Source organism: Cupriavidus taiwanensis LMG 19424 (genome assembly GCF_000069785.1).
In the GTDB taxonomy this organism is placed as follows: Bacteria; Pseudomonadota; Gammaproteobacteria; order Burkholderiales; family Burkholderiaceae; genus Cupriavidus; species Cupriavidus taiwanensis.
The window spans coordinates 2,389,125-2,406,065 of record NC_010528.1 but is presented as its reverse complement, the minus strand read 5'-3'; the positions used below and the strand labels follow the sequence as shown (position 1 = coordinate 2,406,065).

Sequence of the window (16,941 nt, the reverse complement as noted above, 5' to 3'; positions counted from 1 at the left end):
AAGGGCACCATGCGGTGCCCTTCAGGATTGCTGCCGCCGGCGCGAGGCCGGCGATGTTCCCTGCTTATTCTTCCTGGAACGCTTCCTCTCGCTTGGCCTTGATCGACGGCAGCGCCACGATCACGACCAGCACCGCGGCGGCGATCAGCAGGCCCAGCGACAGCGGACGCGTCACGAACACGCTGAAGTCACCGCGCGACAGCAGCAGCGAGCGGCGGAAGTTTTCTTCCATCATCGGCCCCAGCACAAAGCCCAGCAGCAGCGGAGCGGGTTCGCAGCGCAGCTTGATGAACAGGTAGCCGATCACGCCGAAGGCGGCGGTCTGGAACACGTCGAAGGTGGTGTTCTGGACCGAGTACACGCCGATGCAGCAGAACGTCAGGATGGCCGGGTACAGGTAGCGGTAGGGCACCTTCAGCAGCTTCACCCAGATGCCGATCAGCGGCAGGTTCAGCACGATCAGCATCAGGTTGCCGATCCACATCGAGGCGATCAGGCCCCAGAACAGCGCCGGGTTGCTGGTCATCACCTGCGGGCCGGGCTGGATGTTGTGGATGGTCATCGCACCCACCATCAGCGCCATCACCGCATTGGGCGGAATGCCCAGCGTCAGCAGCGGGATGAACGAGGTCTGCGAAGCCGCATTGTTGGCCGATTCCGGGCCAGCCACGCCTTCGATCGCGCCCTTGCCGAATTCGTGCGAAAACTTGGAGGTCTTCTTCTCCAGCGAATACGCCGCGAAAGAGGCCAGCGATGCGCCGCCGCCCGGCAGGATGCCCAGCGCCGAACCCAGCATGGTGCCTCGCAGCACCGCGGGGATCATGCGCTTGAAGTCTTGCTTGGTCGGGAACAGGTTGGTGATGTGGTCGGTGAAGGTCTCGCGGTGTTCCTTCTGCTCCAGGTTGGCGATGATCTCGGCAAAGCCGAACACACCCATTGCCACCGAGACGAAGTTCAGGCCGTCGGTCAGTTCCGGCACGTCGAACGAGAAGCGCGCGGCGCCGGAGTTGACGTCGGTACCCACCAGGCCCAGCAGCAGGCCCAGCACGATCATGGCGATGGCCTTGACCAGCGAGCCCGACGCCAGCACCACGGCGCCGATCAGGCCCAGCACCATCAGCGAGAAATACTCGGCGGGGCCGAACTTGAATGCCAGTTCCGACAGCGGCGCGGCAAACGCGGCCAGGATCATCGTGGCGACGCAGCCGGCGAAGAACGAGCCCAGGCCCGCTGTCGCCAGCGCCACCCCCGCTCGCCCTCGTCTGGCCATCTGGTAGCCATCGATGGTGGTCACCACCGACGACGATTCACCGGGCAGGTTCACCAGGATGGCGGTGGTCGAGCCGCCGTACTGGGCGCCGTAGTAGATGCCGGCCAGCATGATCAGCGCGGCCACCGGCGGCAGCGTGTAGGTCACCGGCAGCAGCATGGCGATGGTGGCCAGCGGCCCCAGGCCCGGCAGCACGCCGATCAGCGTACCCAGCACGCAGCCCAGGAAGGCGTACGCGAGGTTCTGGAAGGTCAGGGCGGTGGAGAAGCCCAGACCCAGGTTGGTGAGTAGTTCCATGTTGGCGGCCTCCTTAGCTTGCCAGGAAAGCCGGCCACACCGGCATCTGCAGGTTGATGCCGTACACGAACGCGCCCAGGCTGATCAGCACCAGGATGATCGCGTTCAGGATGGCGCCCTTCCAGCTGAACTCGTGGCTGGCCATCGACGACACCAGCACCAGCACCAGCACCGACAGCACCATGCCCAGCGGCTTGAGCAGCAGGCCGAACAGCACCACCGAACCGAGGATCCACAGCAGCGTCTTGATGTCCCAGCGGGCCAGGCTGTCTTCTTCCGACTTGGAAGACAGCGAGCCGAACAGCACCAGCGCGCCCAGCAGGGCGAGCACGATGCCGAGCCAGAACGGGAAGTATCCCGGTCCCATTTTGGCGGCGGTTCCCATGGAATAACCGCGCGCGACCCAGGAAAAGCCGAATCCGACCAGGATGAACATCAGGCCGGAGGCAAAGTCCTTTTGGCTACGTATGCGCAAAGTGAATCTCCTCGATAAGACTGCTTGAAATCTGCGGCGGGCCTCTTTCTTGCCTTTGTTGCGTTGCATCAAAGCGGCATGTTCCGGAGGCCTTCCGACGGGCAGGGTGGAAGGTAAGGGGGCGACCTTTCAGCTACCTTTCAGATGTCTGCAATTGGGGTCATGGTTCGGGTATCCCCTAGTGAGAGCGCACTTAAAAGCGCCGCTGCGCCAGGCTCCACGCCGTTTTGCGGGTCGGGGCCCGGGACCGCTGCGCTATCATCCGGAACGGTCTTGCGCGCCGCGGGGGGCCACCGTGGCGGCAGGGGTCTGAAAGGTTGTGAAAGGTTCCGAAAGGTCCTGAAAGCTCCCGCAGCCGAATCCCCGAGGCAATACAAGGAGCATTTTGGAAAGCATCGACCATGTCATCCTGCTCGGCGCCGTCGTGATGTCGCTGGGTATCGTGCTGGGCGCGTTCTCGGCGCGCTTCGGCGTGCCGGTCCTGCTGGTGTTCCTGGCCGTAGGCATGCTGGCCGGCGTGGACGGCCCCGGCGGCATCCGCTTCTCCGACACCTGGCTCAGCTTCCTCGTGGGCAACCTCGCGCTCGCGATCATCCTGCTCGACGGCGGACTGCGCACCCGCTTTGCCACCTTCCGCGTGGCGCTCAAGCCGTCGCTGTCGCTGGCCACGGTCGGGGTGCTGGTGACCGCCGCGCTGGTCGGCATATTCGCCGCCTGGCTGCTCGGCATCGACTGGCGGCTGGGGCTGCTGCTGGGGGCCATCGTCGGCTCGACCGATGCCGCCGCGGTGTTCTCGACGCTCAACAGCAGCGGCATCCGGCTCAAGGACCGGGTCGCCAGCGTGCTGGAGATCGAATCCGGCATCAACGACCCGATGGCCATCTTCCTGACGCTCACGCTGATCGAATGGCTGACGGCGCCCGGCGGCCTGACGCCGCTGGACCTGGTGCTGCGCTTGCTGGTGCAGTTCGGCGTGGGCGGCGCGCTGGGGCTCGGGCTCGGCTATTGCCTGGCCAATGTGCTGGAGCGCACCCGCGTCGCCGAAGGGCTGCAGTCGATCCTGCTGTGCTCCGGCGGCGCGATGGTCTTTGCCATCGTGCAGAGTGCCGGTGGCAGCGGCTTCCTGGCGGTGTACCTGACCGGCATGCTGATCGGCAACCGCGAGCGCGCCGTCACCGCCGACACCATGCGCGCCATGGACGGCATGGCATGGCTGGCGCAGTCCGCCATGTTCCTGCTGCTCGGGCTGCTGGTGGCGCCGCACCGGATCTGGGAAGTGGCCGGCCCCGCGGTGGCGGTGGCGGCCTTCCTGATGCTGGTGGCGCGGCCGGTGGCGGTCTGGCTGGCGTTGCTGCCGTTCCGCTTCAATGCGCGCGAGACCGGCTTTATCGCCTGGATGGGGCTGCGCGGCGCGGTGCCGATCGTGCTGGCGCTGTTCCCGCTGCTGCGCGAGGTGCCGCAGTCAGGCCTGCTGTTCCGCATCGCCTTTGCGGTGGTGCTGGCCAGCCTGCTGTTCCAGGGCACTACCGTGGCGGTAGCCGCGCGGCTGGCGCGGGTGCTGCGCCCCGGCTACCCCGAGCCGCTGGCGCGCTCGCGCCTGCGCGGCACGCGCGCGCCGATCCTGGAAGTGATGCAGTTCGAGGTCGGCCCCAACGCCCCGGTCGAGAACGTGCGCGCCGACCAGCTGGAGCTGCCGCCGCGCTGCCGGCTGATGACGGTGGCCCGCGACGACGCCCTGGCCGAGCCGGGCCAGACCGTATTGCGCGCGGGCGATGCGGTCTGCGTGCTGGGGCCGACCGTCTCGTTGCCGCTGCTGTCGGCGCTGTTCCAGACGCCGGGCCGGGCCCCTACCTGGGAACAGGTCTCGCACGATTTCCTGCTGTCGGGCGACGCGCCGCTGCGTGACGTGGCCGCGCTCTACGGCACCCGCGAACTGACGCCGGACGAAGAGCCCTTGACGCTGGAAAGCGCAATGCAGCGCGCGTTCACGTCGCCGCCGGTGGAAGGCGACAGCGTCGAGATCGCCGGGCTGCCGCTGACGATCACGCGCATGGAGGGCGCGCAGATCGTGCAGGTAGGGTTGCTGCTGCCGCGGCTGGAGGGGGACTCGGGCGGGAAGCTGTGGAGGCGGCGGCGCAAGGCCGAGCAGAGCCGCCAGCGCGCGTGATGTCCCGCTCCCTGTTGGACGTCAGTCGACCTTCGCTCCCGACACCTTCACGATCTGCGCATACTTCTTCAGTTCCTTCTGGATCAGCGCCGCGAACTGCTCCGGCGTGGTCGGTGCCGGCTGGGCGCCGATGCGGGCCAGGCGGGCCTTCATGTCGTCGGTCTTCAGGATCGCCACGATGTCGTGGTTGAGCCGTTCGACGATCTCGCGCGGCGTGTTGGCCGGCGCGAACACGCCGAACCACGTGGAAATGTCGAAGCCTTCCAGACCCAGTCCCTTGCCGGCCTCGGCAATGGTTGGCAGCTCCGGGAAGGATGCGGCGCGCCCGGCGGTGGTGACGGCGAAGGCCTTGAGCTTGCCCGCCTTGATATTGGCCGATGCCGATGCCAGGTTGTCGAAGATCAGGTCGGTCTGGCCCGACAGCACCGACAGCTGCGCGGGCGCGGCGCCGTTGTAGGGGATATGGACCATGCTGACCTTGGCCATGCTCTTGAACAGCTCGCCTGACAGGTGGCCGGCGCTGCCGTTGCCGCCGGAGGCGTAGTCCAGCTTGCCCGGGTTCTTGCGCGCGTACGCGACCAGGTCGCCCACGTTATTGATATGCAGCTCGGCCGCCTTGCCGGGGTGCATCACCAGCACGTTGGGCACGTCGGCGACCAGCGTGATCGGCGCAAAATCCCTGACCGGGTCGTACGGCATCTTGCTGAACAGCGTCGGGTTGATGGCATGCGTGGCCACCGCGCCCATGACGATGGTGTAGCCGTCGGCGGGCTGCTTGGCGACGTAGTCGGCGCCCAGGTTGCCGCCGGCGCCGGGCTTGTTTTCGACGATCACGGGCTGGCCCAGGCTGTCGCGCAGCTTGTCGCCGATGGCGCGCGCCACGGTGTCGAGCGGGCCGCCGGCCGGGTAGGGCACAACGAAGCGCACGGGCTTGGTCGGGTAGGCATTGGTGGCGGCAACGGCGGCGGCCGGCACCAGGGCCGCGGTCAGCGCGGCGGCAAGCAGTTTCTTCAGCATGTTGCGGAGGACAGAGGGATAGGGGGTTCTCAGCGGGCCCCGATGCCGCGCGCCATCATCACGGCGCACAGCGGCAGCAGGATCACCAGGTGCGATTCGATCATGACCCAGCGCCGGGCCGCCTTGATCTCGGACGGCGGCGGCACGTAATCGGGCAGCCTGCGCGCCTGCTTGCGCCAGCGCGCGATGGCAAAGGTCGGAGGCAGAGAGCACAGCGCGATCAGCACGAACACGCCCATCTTCGCGTGGAACCACGGGTTGTGCAGATAGAAGTCCGCGCCCTTGGCGCCGTAGAAAAGGCGCAGCAGGCCGGTGGCCAGCGCCAGCATCGCGGACAGGAAATAGAACAGGTCGTACAGCGACAGGCGCCGCACGGTGGCCGGGGTCAGGTCCGGGCGCAGCGCCACGGCCTCGGCGGCCATCAGCGTGATCAGGACGAAAATCGCCAGGAAATGCAGGAAGGCGAGGATGGCGTCGGTCAGCATGGGTTCTCCTTCGCTTTGCACGGGCGCGCACAAAGGCAGGGGCCCGGGGAAAGTACTTCAGTGGGGACTGAACTTCCGGAAAGCACCCGCGGCCGGCTGGCCCGCCGCGGGCTGGAGGAGAATCTTACAGCACCCCTTTTGCACGAAGTGCGTCGATCTGCGCGGCGCTGTAGCCCAGGGTGTCGGCCAGCACCGTGTCGGTGTGCTCGCCCAGCAGGGGCGGGTGGCGCAGCGCCTGCGGCGGCGTCGCGCTCATCTTGATCGGGCTGCCGACCAGCTTGACCTCGCCCGCGCTCGGGTGCGGCAGGTCCACGCGCAGGCCGCGCGCCTTGACCTGGTCGTCCTCGAACACGTCGTCGAGCGTGTTGATCGGGCCGCACGGCACGCCGGCGGCTTCGAGGTCGCGGATCCATTGGGCGCGGGTGCGCGGGCGCACCATCTCAGCCAGGATCGGCACCAGCACGTCGCGGTTGGCCACGCGCTGAGGGTTGGTGGCAAAGCGCGGGTCGTCGGCCAGTTCGGGCTTGCCGCCGTCGGTGACGAACTTGCGGAACTGCCCGTCGTTGCCGACCGCGACGATGATCCAGCCGTCGGCGGCCTGGAAGGTCTGGTAGGGGACGATGTTCGGATGCGCGTTGCCCCAGCGGCGCGGCGCCTGGCCGCTGGCCAGGTAGTTGGTGTTCATGTTGGCCAGCATCGCCACCTGCACATCGAGCAGCGCCATGTCGATGTACTGGCCCTCGCCGGTACGGTCGCGGTGCGCCAGCGCCGCCAGCACGGCGATGGTGGCGTACTGGCCGGTCATCAGGTCGGAAATCGCCACGCCGGCCTTCTGCGGGCCGCCGCCGGGCAGGTCGTCGCGTTCGCCGGTCAGGCTCATGAAGCCGCCCATGCCCTGGATGATGAAGTCGTAGCCCGGGCGCGCGGCATACGGGCCGGTCTGGCCAAAGCCGGTGACCGAGCAATAGATCAGGTCAGGCTTGACCTGCTTCAGCGAGTCGTAGTCCAGGCCATATTTCTTCAGCTGGCCGACCTTGTAGTTCTCCAGCACCACGTCGCTCTGCGCGGCGAGCTCGCGCACGATCTGCTGGCCTTCCGGCGTGCTGATGTCGCACGTCACCGAGCGCTTGTTGCGGTTGGCGGCCAGGTAGTAGGCGGCCTCGGCGGTGTCGCGGCCGTCTTCGTCCTTGAGCCAGGGCGGGCCCCAGGTGCGGGTGTCGTCGCCGGCGCCGGGGCGCTCGACCTTGATCACGTCGGCGCCGAAGTCGGCAAGGTTCTGTGCGCACCACGGCCCGGCGAGGACGCGGGTCAGGTCGAGGACACGGAGATGGCTTAAGGCTCCCATGGCGGTATTCGAGGCAGAGGTCAGGCGGGGATCGGATCCGGAATGCGGGTGGTCGGCACGCCCCGGAAACGGGGCGGCGCGGGCTGGCTGCACTGTACCACCGGCCAACCGCCGTTGCCGCCATAAGTGATTTATGCGTATCTCCAGGCGGTGGGATTCAGGGCGATAGCCGGCCGCTTCCCGGGCGCCATGCCTGACCTGCCCGGCGGCCTGCCTTGCCCGTATAATCAACGGTTTGCAAATCCCATACTGATTCGTCGCGCCCGGCCACGCCAGGGCAAGCGTTCGCCATCCCATGAAAGTCTCAGACATTCGCAGCAAGTTCCTGCAGTTCTTCGAATCGAAGGGCCATACCGTGGTCCGCTCGTCCAGCCTGGTGCCGGCGAACGACCCGACGCTGCTGTTTACAAATTCCGGCATGGTGCAGTTCAAGGACGTGTTCCTGGGCACCGACAAGCGCCCGTACAGCCGTGCCACCTCGGCCCAGCGCTCGGTGCGCGCCGGCGGCAAGCACAACGACCTCGAGAACGTGGGCTACACCGCGCGCCACCACACCTTCTTCGAGATGCTGGGCAACTTCTCGTTTGGCGACTACTTCAAGCGCGAAGCCATCCAGTACGCATGGGAACTGCTGACCAAGACCTACCAGCTGCCGGCCGAGAAGCTGTGGGTGACGGTCTACGCCGAAGACGACGAAGCCTACGACATCTGGGCGAAGGAAGTGGGCGTGCCGGCCGAGCGTATCGTGCGCATCGGCGACAACAAGGGCGCGCGCTACGCCTCGGACAACTTCTGGCAGATGGCCGACACCGGCCCGTGCGGCCCGTGCTCGGAAATCTTCTATGACCACGGCCCGGACGTGTGGGGCGGCCCGCCGGGATCGCCCGAGGAAGACGGCGACCGCTACATCGAGGTCTGGAACCTGGTGTTCATGCAGTTCAACCGCGACGAGCAGGGCAATATGACGCCGCTGCCCAAGCCTTGCGTCGATACCGGCATGGGCCTGGAGCGCATTGCCGCGGTGCTGCAGCACGTGCACAGCAACTACGAGATCGACCTGTTCCAGGCGCTGATCAAGGCCGCCGCGCGCGAGACCCATATCGACAACCTGAACCAGAACTCGCTGAAGGTCATCGCCGACCATATCCGTGCGTGCGCGTTCCTGATCGTCGACGGCGTGATCCCGGGCAACGAAGGCCGCGGCTACGTGCTGCGCCGGATCATCCGCCGCGCCATCCGCCACGGCTACAAGCTGGGCCAGAAGACCCCGTTCTTCCACAAGCTGGTGCCGGACCTGGTCGAGCAGATGGGCCAGGCCTATCCTGAGCTGGCCGAAGCGCAATCGCGCGTGACCGAGGTGCTGAAGGCCGAGGAAGAGCGCTTCTTCGAGACCATCGAGAACGGCATGGCCATCCTCGACGCCGCGCTGGCCGAGCTCAAGCTCAAGGGCGGCAAGACGCTGGACGGCGAACTCGCCTTCAAGCTGCACGACACCTTCGGCTTCCCGCTGGACCTGACCCAGGACGTGTGCCGCGAGCAGGAAATCGGCGTGGACGAGGCCGCCTTCGACGCCGCCATGAGCCGCCAGCGCGAGCAGGCGCGTGCCGCCGGCAAGTTCAAGATGGCCGCCGGCCTGGAGTACATCGGCGACAAGACCGTGTTCCACGGCTACGAGAAGCTGGAGCTGCCGCAGGCAAAGGTCACGGCGCTGTATGTCGACGGCGCCGCGGTCGATACCATGCAACCCGGCCAGACCGGCGTGGTGGTGCTTGACAACACGCCGTTCTACGCCGAGTCCGGCGGCCAGGCCGGCGACCAGGGCGTGCTGAAGGCGGGCAATGCCGTGTTCGCGGTGGCCGACACCACCAAGATCCAGGCCGACGTGTTCGGCCACCAGGGCACGCTGCAGGGCGGCGCGCTGAAGGTGGGCGATGCCGTGTCGGCGCAGGTCGACGCGCTGCGCCGCGCGCGCACGGTACGGAACCACTCGGCCACCCACCTGATGCACAAGGCGCTGCGCGAGGTGCTGGGCAGCCACGTGCAGCAGAAGGGCTCGCTGGTCGATGCGGACAAGACCCGCTTCGACTTCTCGCACAACGCGGCGCTGACCGACGCGCAGATCCGCCAGGTCGAAGAGATCGTCAACGCCGAGATCCTGCGCAACGAAGACACGCACGCCGAGGTCATGCCGTTCGACGACGCAGTCAAGAGCGGCGCGATGGCACTGTTCGGCGAGAAGTACGCCGACGACGTGCGCGTGCTGTCGATCGGCACCTCGAAGGAACTGTGCGGCGGCACCCACGTGCACCGCACCGGCGATATCGGCCTGTTCAAGATCGTGATGGAAGGCGGCGTCGCCGCCGGCATCCGCCGCGTCGAAGCCATCACGGGCGACAACGCGCTGCACTACCTGCAGGGCCTGGACGCGAAGCTGAACGAGGCCGCCGCCGTGCTGAAGGCGCAGCCGTCCGAGCTGGTGCCGCGCATTGGCCAGGTGCAGGAGCAGGTGCGCGCGCTGGAGAAGGAGCTGGAGCGCCTGAAGAGCAAGCTGGCCGCGTCGCAGGGCGACGAGCTGGCGGCGCAGGCGGTCGACGTCAAGGGCCTGAAGGTGCTGGCCGCGCAGCTGGACGGCGCCGACGTGAAGACCCTGCGCGAGACCATGGACAAGCTCAAGGACAAGCTGCAGAGCGCCGCCATCGTGCTGGGCGCGGTCGCCGACGGCAAGGTCAGCCTGATCGCCGGCGTCACCGCCGATGCCACCGGCAAGGTCAAGGCCGGCGAGCTGGTCAACTTTGTCGCCCAGCAGGTGGGCGGCAAGGGCGGCGGCCGTCCCGACATGGCACAGGCCGGCGGCACCGAGCCGGCCAAGCTGCCGCAGGCGCTGGCGGGAGTCAGCGAGTGGGTGGCTGGCAAGGTCTGATCGCGTAACGACCACCGCTGGTTAGCGCCCCTCTCCCATTTATGGGAGAGGGGAGTCACCCGCCGCAGGCAGTGCGGCAGTCCCTTTCCTACTTCTCCGTGTTCCCCGTGGCGCTCCGCAGCGTCGTCAGCAAATCGATCGGCAGCGGAAACACGATGGTCGAGCTCTTGTCCCCCGCGATCTGCGTCAGGGTCTGCATATAGCGCAGCTGCATCGCCTGCGGCTGCCGCGCCAGCATCTGCGCCGCTTCCAGCAACTTCTCCGAGGCCTGCAGTTCGCCTTCGGCATGGATCACCTTGGCGCGCCGCTCGCGTTCGGCTTCGGCCTGGCGGGCGATGGCGCGGACCATGGTCTCGTTCAGGTCGACGTGCTTGATCTCGACGTTCGAGACCTTGATGCCCCAGCCGTCGGTCTGCGCGTCCAGCGCCTGCTGGATGTCGAGGTTGAGCTTCTCGCGCTCGGCCAGCATCTCGTCCAGCTCATGCTTGCCCAGCACAGAGCGCAGCGTGGTCTGCGCCAGCTGGCTGGTGGCTTCGAGGAAGTTCGCCACCTGGATGATGGCGCGTTCGGGATCGACCACGCGGAAATACACCACCGCATTGACTTTGACCGAGACGTTGTCGCGCGAGATCACGTCCTGCGGCGGCACGTCCATCACCACCGTGCGCAGGTCGACCCTGACCATCTGCTGCACTGCCGGAATCAGCAGCACCAGCCCGGGGCCCTTGACCTTCCAGAATCGCCCGAGCATGAACACCACGCCGCGTTCGTATTCGCGCAGCACGCGGAACGAGGTGATCACCAGCAGTGCCAGCAGGAAGATCACACCGCCGAAACTGAATCCGTAGGCCATGGTCAGGCTCCCTTGTCTGGCTTCGGTTGGGATGAGGGCGAGGGGGCCAGCGCAGCGCCGCCGGCGGCAACCACTTCGAGCACCAGGCCGTGGCGCGCGGTGACCAGCACGGGCGTGCCGCGCGCCAGCGGGGTGGCGCTGCGCACGCGCCAGGTCTCGCCGCGCACGGTGGCCCAGCCTTCCTCGCGCAGGTCGTCGAGCAGCTCGCCGCGGCTGCCCACCAGCGTGTCGGCACCGCTGACCACCGGGCGCTTGCGCGAGCGCACCAGCATGGCGGACATGCCGAACACGAACACCGCGGACAGCGCCGACATCGCCGCCACCATCGGCAGCGGCACGCCGAAGCCCGGCACGTCGGTGTCGATCAGCATCACCGCGCCGAAGGCGAAGGCGATAATGCCGCCGACGCCCAGCGCGCCGAAGGTGGGCAGGAACAGCTCCGCCACCATGCAGCCGATGCCCAGCGCCACCAGCGCCAGCCCGGCGTAGTTGACCGGCAGCATGTGCAGCGCGAACAGCGCCAGCAGCAGGCAGATCGCGCCGACGATGCCGGGCACCACCATGCCCGGCGTGGAGAATTCGAAGATCAGCGCGTAGATGCCGATCATCATCAGCAACAGCGCCACGCTGGGCTCGGTGATCACCGCCAGGAAGCGGTTGCGCCAGTCCGGCTCCAGCGTGACCGAAGGGGCGTTGCGCGTCTGCAGCGTGCTGGCCTTGCCGCCGGCGGTCGTCAGCTTGCGCCCGTCGAGCTGGCGCAGCAGCGCGGGCAGGTCGGCCGCGACCATATCGATCACGCGCTGCGCCAGCGCTTCGTCGGCCGACAGGCTGACCGATTCGCGCACCGCGCGCTCAGCCCATTCGGCGTTGCGCCCGCGCAGCTGCGCCAGGCCGCGGATATAGGCCGAGGCGTCATGCATCTGCTTGCGCGCCATGGTGTCGCCCGCCGGGGGCGCGCTGGCCGGGGCTGAGGCGGGGCTGGCGCCGGGCAGCGCGTCGGGCTTCTGCGGTCCGCCGATGCCGACCTGCACCGGCGTGGCCGCGCCCAGGTTGGTGCCAGGGGCCATCGCCGCGAGATGGCTGGCGTAGAGGATGTAGGTGCCCGCGCTGGCCGCGCGCGCGCCGCCCGGAGAGACATAGCTGGCCACCGGCACCGGCGAGGCCAGGATGGCCTGGATGATGTCGCGCATCGACGCATCGAGCCCGCCGGGCGTGTCCATCTCAAGCACCACCAGCTGCGCGCCGGCTTCGCGGGCGCGCGCCATGCCGCGCACGATAAAGCTGGCGCTGGCCGGGCTGACCGCGCCTTTCAGCGGGATCACGTATACCGGTGCGGTGGCCATGGCCGTGCCCGCCGGCGGGGCCGCGATGCCGCTGCCGCCGAAGGCAAGCGCGCAGCACGCCAGCGCCAGGCTGGACAGCAGCCGGAAGGCCCGCAGCAACGCGGTGGCAGGGTTCATGGCAGGGGCAGGGCACCCGGGGTGCCGTGGTGGCGCCACTTCAAGTGTAGGCCACCGGGCACATCTTGCACGCCGCCGCGCGGGGTCAGGCGGCTGCCAGTTCGGGGCCGGCCGATCCGGGAGACCCGGGCGTGAGCGTGGGCAGGGCTTCGACCAGTGCATGCAGCGCGGCGCTGGCCATCGACGGCTGCCAGGCCAGCAGCGTGCGTACGCGGCCCGCCGCGCCCAGGCTGTGCTGCCGGATGGCGGGCAGGTCGCGGTACAGGCCCAGCACCGAGCGCGGCACGATCGCCGCGCCGATACCGGCCGCGACGCAAGCGACGATGGCGTGGTAGGAGCTGAGCTGCAGCACGCGCGGGGTTGGCGCGGGGCCGCTGCCGTACCAGGTCTCGAGCCGCGCGCGGTAGTTGCAGCCCGGCTCGAACGCCAGCAGCGTCGGCACTTCCAGGTCGGCCGCGCCGTGCACCGGACGGTGGTGCTCGCGCGTGATCACCACCAGTTCTTCCTCGAACACCGGCACCGCGCGCAGCGCCGGGTCGGCCAGCGGTTCGGCGACAAAGGCGCAGTCCACCTCGAAGCGCGCCAGCGCATCGAACGCTTGCCGCGTCGCCAGCGTCACCAGTTCCAGCTGCACCTCGGGCCAGGCCTGGTGGTACGCCGCCAGCACCTGGGGCAGGCGGCTCGCGGCCGTGCTTTCCATCGACGCAATGCGCAGGCGGCCGTGCGGGCGGGCCGGCAGCAACGCCTGGCGCGCCTCCTCGGTCAGGGTCAGGATGCGGCAGGCGTAGTCGAACAGGGTCTGTCCCGACGGGGTCAGCACCATGCGCCGGCCGTCGCGCACGAACAGGTCGACGCCCAGCGTCTGCTCCAGCTGGCGGATGCGGGTGGTGACGTTGGATTGCACCCGATGCAGCCGCTCGGCCGCTCGCGTGATGCCGCCGGCCTCGACGACGGCGCGGAAGATCTCAAGCGCGGCAAGGTCCATGTCCGGCCTCCACGGTAATCCATCAGGTTTCAGAATGGTTGGTATCTTGAGAATTCATGTTTCAAGATGCTGATGGCAGCGTAGCATACAGAAATCGCAATGCAACCGCTGTTCCCACAGCCTCCCTCATGCCGACCCCTCATAGCCTGGAGCCCGAACACCCTGCCGCGCGCGTGGCGGCCGTGACACGGCCGCGCCATGCAGCCGGCCCGTTCGCGGTGGCGCTGGCCGGCCTGGTGTCGCTGGCGGTGGTGATGGGCATCGGCCGCTTCGCCTTCACGCCGCTGTTGCCGATGATGCTGCATGACGGCACCGTCACGCTGGACCAGGGCGGCTGGCTGGCCACGGTGAACTACATCGGCTATTTCGCCGGCGCCGCGGTCTGCATGTTTATCCAGCCCGACGCCGTGCGCATGGTGCGCTGGGGCCTGGTGGCCACCGTGCTGCTGACGCTGGGCATGGCCTTGCCGGGCGGCATGCCGGCGTGGTCGCTGTGGCGCGCTGCCGCGGGCGTGGCCAGCGCCGTCGTGATGGTCTACACCGCCGGCTGGTGCCTGCAGCGGCTGGCCGAGCTGGGCCGGCCCGAGCTGGCCGGGCTGATTTTCTGCGGCCCGGGCCTGGGCATCGTGGTCACCGGACTCGGCGTATCCGGCATGGTCGGGGCGGGCTGGCACGCGGACCACGGCTGGCTGGCCTTCACCGCGCTGGCGGTGGTGCTGGTGGCGGCGGTCTGGCGCGTATTCGCCACGCCATCCGCCGCGCCATCCGCGGCGCCATCCGCCGTGGCGGCAGTGGCGCCGTCGCCGGGCGACTCGGATACCGCGACCGGCCGCGCACGGCTCGACGCCCAGACCTGGGTGCTGACCCTGGCGTACGGCCTGGCCGGCTTTGGCTACATCATCACCGCGACCTTCCTGCCCGTGATCGCGCGCAAAGCGCTGCCCGGCACGGTGTGGGCCGACCTGTTCTGGCCGATCTTCGGCGCGGGCGTGGCGGTGGGCGCGTTCCTGGCGACGCGGGTCGGCATGGCGCACGACAACCGCAAGCTGCTGGCGCTGCTGTACGGCATGCAGGCGCTGGGCGTGGCGATCGCGGTGGCGTTCCCGAGCGTGGCCGGCTTTGCCCTCAGCAGCCTGCTGGCGGGCCTGCCGTTCACCGCGCTGGTGGCGTTTGCGATGCGCGAGGCGCGGCGCCTCTGGGGGCCGCAGGCACCGCGGCTGATGGGCCTGATGACCGCGTCCTACGGCCTCGGCCAGATCGCCGGCCCGCCGCTGGCGACCGCGCTGGTGGCGCGCAGCGGCGGCTTTGCCGGTTCGCTGGCGTGCGCCGCCGCGGCGCTGGCGCTGGGCGCGCTGGTATTCGCCTGGATGCGCCGCGCATGGCCGCTGCCGGCCGCCGGGAGCCGGCCAGGGGCCGCCTGAGCCCGGGCGCCAAGGTGCGCTAAAGTATCGCCTTTGCCGTCCGGCGCGCCGCGCGACAGGCTGCGTCCGGCTCCGCCGGCATCGCGGTCCGCGGCGCGGCACAGAAGGCCGGGCCGTACCCGGCACGCCAGACCGGGCGGCGCAGGAGCGACCCCATGTCTTTTGCCTTGCAGCCCGCGCGCGCCGCGGGCGCTTCCCATCCCGTCTCCGCCGAAGAGCAGCGCGTGCGCGTCGACCTGGCCGCGGCCTATCGCCTGGCTGCGCGCGAGGGCTGGGATGACTTGATCTACACCCATATCTCGGCCACGGTGCCGGGCGAGCCCGACCACTTCCTGATCAATCCCTTCGGCTTTGCCTTCGACGAGATCCGCGCCAGCGACCTGGTCAAGATCAACGGCCGCGGCGAGGTCGTCGGCGAGACGGTGCATCCGGTCAACGTGACTGGCTTCGCGCTGCACGCCGCAGTGCATGCCGCGCGCGCCGATGCGATGTGCGTGATGCACCTGCATAACACCGCCGGCATTGCCGTGTCGGCGCAGGCGGCGGGGCTGCTGCCGCTGTCGCAGCACGCCATGCGCTTCCATGGGCGCATGGCCTATCACGACTACGAGGGCCTGGCCTTTACCCCGGCCGAGGGTGCGCGGCTGACCGCATCGCTGGGCGCGCATCCGGCCATGCTGTTGCGCAACCACGGCACGCTGACGGTGGGCCGCACCGTGGCCGAAGCCTATGTGCTGATGGCGACGCTGATCAAGGCCTGCGAAATCCAGATCGCGGCGCAGGCGGGCGGTGCCCTGGTGCAGCCCGACGCCGCGGTGGCGGACAAGACCTCCGCGCAGCTCCATGACGATGGCGCGATCGAAGGCGTGCTGGAATGGCCCGCGCTGCTGCGCAAACTGGATAGAATCGATCCTTCCTACCGGGACTGAAGGGAAGAATTTTTCCGCCCGGACCACAACAATCAATCAAGCACAGGAGCCTATGTATGCCGACTTTCCACGTCGAAATGTTTGAAGGCCGTACCATCGAGCAGAAGCGCAAGTTTGTCGAGGAAGTGACCCGCGTCAGCTGCGAAACGCTGGGCTGCTCGCCGTCGGCGGTCGACATCATCATTACCGACATCAAGCGCGAGAACTGGGCCACCGGCGGCGAGCTGTGGGCCGACAAGAAGTAAGGCGCCGGGCCGCTTCAGACTGAACACCATGCAGCACTTCGCCTCAGACAATTACGCCGGCTTCTGCCCGGAATCGCTCAAGTATTTCCTGGAAGCCAACGGCAGCGGCCATGAGCAGGCCTACGGCGACGACAGCTGGACGCAGAAGGTCTGCGACCGGATCCGCGACCTGTTCCAGACCGATTGCGAAGTGTTCTTCGTGTTCAACGGCACGGCGGCCAACTCGCTGGCGCTGTCGGCGCTGTGCCAGTCGTACCACTCGGTGATCTGCCACGAACTGGCGCATATCGAGACCGACGAATGCGGCGGGCCGGAATTCTTCTCCAACGGTTCCAAGCTGCTGACCGCGCCGGGCGAGAACGGCAAGCTCACGCCCGATGCTGTCGAGGCGCTGGTCACCCGCCGCGCCGACATCCATTACCCCAAGCCCAAGGTGGTGTCGCTGACGCAGTCGACCGAAGTCGGCACCGTCTACAGCGTCGAAGAGGTGCGCGCGATCGCGGCCATCGCCAAGCGCCGGCAGTTGCGCGTGCACATGGACGGCGCGCGCTTTGCCAATGCGGTGGCGTCGCTGGGCGTGCATCCTTCCGAAATCACCTGGCGCGCGGGCGTCGACGTGCTGTGCTTCGGCGGCACCAAGAACGGGCTGCCGGTGGGCGAGGCGGTGGTGTTTTTCGACCGCCGCCTGGCCGAGGACTTTGCCTACCGCGTCAAGCAGGCCGGACAGCTGGCGTCGAAGATGCGCTTTATTTCCGCGCCGTGGCTGGGTTTGCTCGAGAACGACGTGTGGCTTGCCAACGCGCGCCATGCCAATGCGATGGCGCAACGGCTGCAGCAGCGCATCCGCGACATCCCGGGCGTGCGCATCATGTTCCCGACCCAGTCCAATGCGGTCTTCGCCGAGCTGCCGCTGCCGGCGATCGAGGCGCTGCGTGCAAAGGGCTGGCGCTTCTATACCTTTATCGGCGCGGGCGGCTGCCGTTTCATGTGTTCGTGGGACCTGCAGCCGCAAACCGTGGAGGCGCTGGCCGCCGACATGCGCGCCGCCTGCGGCGCATAGCGGCGCCATATC

Annotated in this window: 14 protein-coding genes; 6 read left to right on the top strand and 8 right to left on the bottom strand. The window is 68.3% G+C overall.

The features are described 5' to 3' along the window. Window positions 1–64: 64 nt before the first annotated feature. Window positions 65–1,567: a tripartite tricarboxylate transporter permease gene (locus RALTA_RS10995; protein WP_012353505.1), complete on the bottom strand. Its 1,503-nt coding sequence runs from the start codon at window positions 1,565–1,567 to the stop codon at window positions 65–67. A 13-nt stretch (window positions 1,568–1,580) separates the two neighbouring features. Then, a complete protein-coding gene (locus RALTA_RS10990; RefSeq protein WP_012353504.1) occupies window positions 1,581–2,042 on the bottom strand; it encodes a tripartite tricarboxylate transporter TctB family protein in 462 nt (153 codons plus the stop codon). Between the two features lie 385 nt (window positions 2,043–2,427). On the opposite strand from RALTA_RS10990, the gene RALTA_RS10985 reads away from it, so the two are divergent. After that, window positions 2,428–4,209: a potassium/proton antiporter gene (locus RALTA_RS10985; RefSeq protein WP_012353503.1), complete on the top strand. Its 1,782-nt coding sequence runs from the start codon at window positions 2,428–2,430 to the stop codon at window positions 4,207–4,209. A 21-nt stretch (window positions 4,210–4,230) separates the two neighbouring features. Here the strand turns inward: RALTA_RS10985 and RALTA_RS10980 are convergent, their stop codons facing one another. The 3 genes from RALTA_RS10980 to RALTA_RS10970 form a co-directional block, all read right to left on the bottom strand. Continuing rightward, window positions 4,231–5,226 carry a tripartite tricarboxylate transporter substrate binding protein gene (locus RALTA_RS10980; protein WP_012353502.1) on the bottom strand — a complete coding sequence of 332 codons (996 nt, stop codon included), beginning with the start codon at window positions 5,224–5,226 and terminating at the stop codon, window positions 4,231–4,233. A 29-nt stretch (window positions 5,227–5,255) separates the two neighbouring features. Further along, window positions 5,256–5,711 carry a DUF2214 family protein gene (locus RALTA_RS10975; protein ID WP_012353501.1) on the bottom strand — a complete coding sequence of 152 codons (456 nt, stop codon included), beginning with the start codon at window positions 5,709–5,711 and terminating at the stop codon, window positions 5,256–5,258. 124 nt (window positions 5,712–5,835) lie between these two features. Then, window positions 5,836–7,056 carry a CaiB/BaiF CoA transferase family protein gene (locus tag RALTA_RS10970; protein ID WP_012353500.1) on the bottom strand — a complete coding sequence of 407 codons (1,221 nt, stop codon included), beginning with the start codon at window positions 7,054–7,056 and terminating at the stop codon, window positions 5,836–5,838. Window positions 7,057–7,351: 295 nt separating this feature from the next. On the opposite strand from RALTA_RS10970, the gene alaS reads away from it, so the two are divergent. Further along, window positions 7,352–9,976 (top strand): alanine--tRNA ligase, encoded by a 2,625-nt coding sequence (alaS, locus tag RALTA_RS10965; RefSeq protein WP_012353499.1) that lies wholly within the window; start codon window positions 7,352–7,354, stop codon window positions 9,974–9,976. Window positions 9,977–10,064: 88 nt separating this feature from the next. On the opposite strand, the gene RALTA_RS10960 is transcribed toward alaS, so the two are convergent. The 3 genes from RALTA_RS10960 to RALTA_RS10950 form a co-directional block, all read right to left on the bottom strand. After that, window positions 10,065–10,829: a slipin family protein gene (locus RALTA_RS10960; protein ID WP_012353498.1), complete on the bottom strand. Its 765-nt coding sequence runs from the start codon at window positions 10,827–10,829 to the stop codon at window positions 10,065–10,067. A gap of 2 nt (window positions 10,830–10,831) precedes the next feature. Then, the gene (locus RALTA_RS10955; protein WP_041232173.1) at window positions 10,832–12,289 is read right to left on the bottom strand and encodes an NfeD family protein; all 1,458 of its coding nucleotides are present in this window, start codon (window positions 12,287–12,289) and stop codon (window positions 10,832–10,834) included. Window positions 12,290–12,374: 85 nt separating this feature from the next. Beyond that, window positions 12,375–13,274, bottom strand: coding sequence for a LysR family transcriptional regulator (locus RALTA_RS10950; RefSeq protein ID WP_012353496.1), 900 nt, complete (start codon window positions 13,272–13,274; stop codon window positions 12,375–12,377). A gap of 128 nt (window positions 13,275–13,402) precedes the next feature. Between RALTA_RS10950 and RALTA_RS10945 the strand changes: the two genes are divergently transcribed. From RALTA_RS10945 to RALTA_RS10930, 4 genes are all read left to right on the top strand, one after another. Then, window positions 13,403–14,695 carry a YbfB/YjiJ family MFS transporter gene (locus RALTA_RS10945; protein WP_012353495.1) on the top strand — a complete coding sequence of 431 codons (1,293 nt, stop codon included), beginning with the start codon at window positions 13,403–13,405 and terminating at the stop codon, window positions 14,693–14,695. Window positions 14,696–14,850: 155 nt separating this feature from the next. Further along, entirely contained in the window at window positions 14,851–15,624 is a 774-nt protein-coding gene (locus tag RALTA_RS10940; RefSeq protein ID WP_012353494.1) for a class II aldolase/adducin family protein, read from the top strand. A gap of 56 nt (window positions 15,625–15,680) precedes the next feature. Next, entirely contained in the window at window positions 15,681–15,869 is a 189-nt protein-coding gene (locus tag RALTA_RS10935; RefSeq protein WP_012353493.1) for a 4-oxalocrotonate tautomerase, read from the top strand. A 28-nt stretch (window positions 15,870–15,897) separates the two neighbouring features. After that, window positions 15,898–16,929: a threonine aldolase family protein gene (locus RALTA_RS10930; protein ID WP_012353492.1), complete on the top strand. Its 1,032-nt coding sequence runs from the start codon at window positions 15,898–15,900 to the stop codon at window positions 16,927–16,929. Window positions 16,930–16,941 lie beyond the last annotated feature (12 nt).

Bases quoted from the DNA above. Each gene is read 5' to 3' on its own strand.
- RALTA_RS10955 (WP_041232173.1), bottom strand. From the start codon at position 12,289: ATGAACCCTGCCACCGCGTTGCTGCGGGCCTTCCGGCTGCTGTCCAGC.
- RALTA_RS10970 (WP_012353500.1), bottom strand. From the start codon at position 7,056: ATGGGAGCCTTAAGCCATCTCCGTGTCCTCGACCTGACCCGCGTCCTC.
- RALTA_RS10950 (WP_012353496.1), bottom strand. From the start codon at position 13,274: ATGGACCTTGCCGCGCTTGAGATCTTCCGCGCCGTCGTCGAGGCCGGC.
- alaS (WP_012353499.1), top strand. From the start codon at position 7,352: ATGAAAGTCTCAGACATTCGCAGCAAGTTCCTGCAGTTCTTCGAATCG.
- RALTA_RS10980 (WP_012353502.1), bottom strand. From the start codon at position 5,226: ATGCTGAAGAAACTGCTTGCCGCCGCGCTGACCGCGGCCCTGGTGCCG.
- RALTA_RS10935 (WP_012353493.1), top strand. From the start codon at position 15,681: ATGCCGACTTTCCACGTCGAAATGTTTGAAGGCCGTACCATCGAGCAG.
- RALTA_RS10940 (WP_012353494.1), top strand. From the start codon at position 14,851: ATGTCTTTTGCCTTGCAGCCCGCGCGCGCCGCGGGCGCTTCCCATCCC.
- RALTA_RS10945 (WP_012353495.1), top strand. From the start codon at position 13,403: ATGCCGACCCCTCATAGCCTGGAGCCCGAACACCCTGCCGCGCGCGTG.
- RALTA_RS10930 (WP_012353492.1), top strand. From the start codon at position 15,898: ATGCAGCACTTCGCCTCAGACAATTACGCCGGCTTCTGCCCGGAATCG.
- RALTA_RS10995 (WP_012353505.1), bottom strand. From the start codon at position 1,567: ATGGAACTACTCACCAACCTGGGTCTGGGCTTCTCCACCGCCCTGACC.
- RALTA_RS10975 (WP_012353501.1), bottom strand. From the start codon at position 5,711: ATGCTGACCGACGCCATCCTCGCCTTCCTGCATTTCCTGGCGATTTTC.
- RALTA_RS10960 (WP_012353498.1), bottom strand. From the start codon at position 10,829: ATGGCCTACGGATTCAGTTTCGGCGGTGTGATCTTCCTGCTGGCACTG.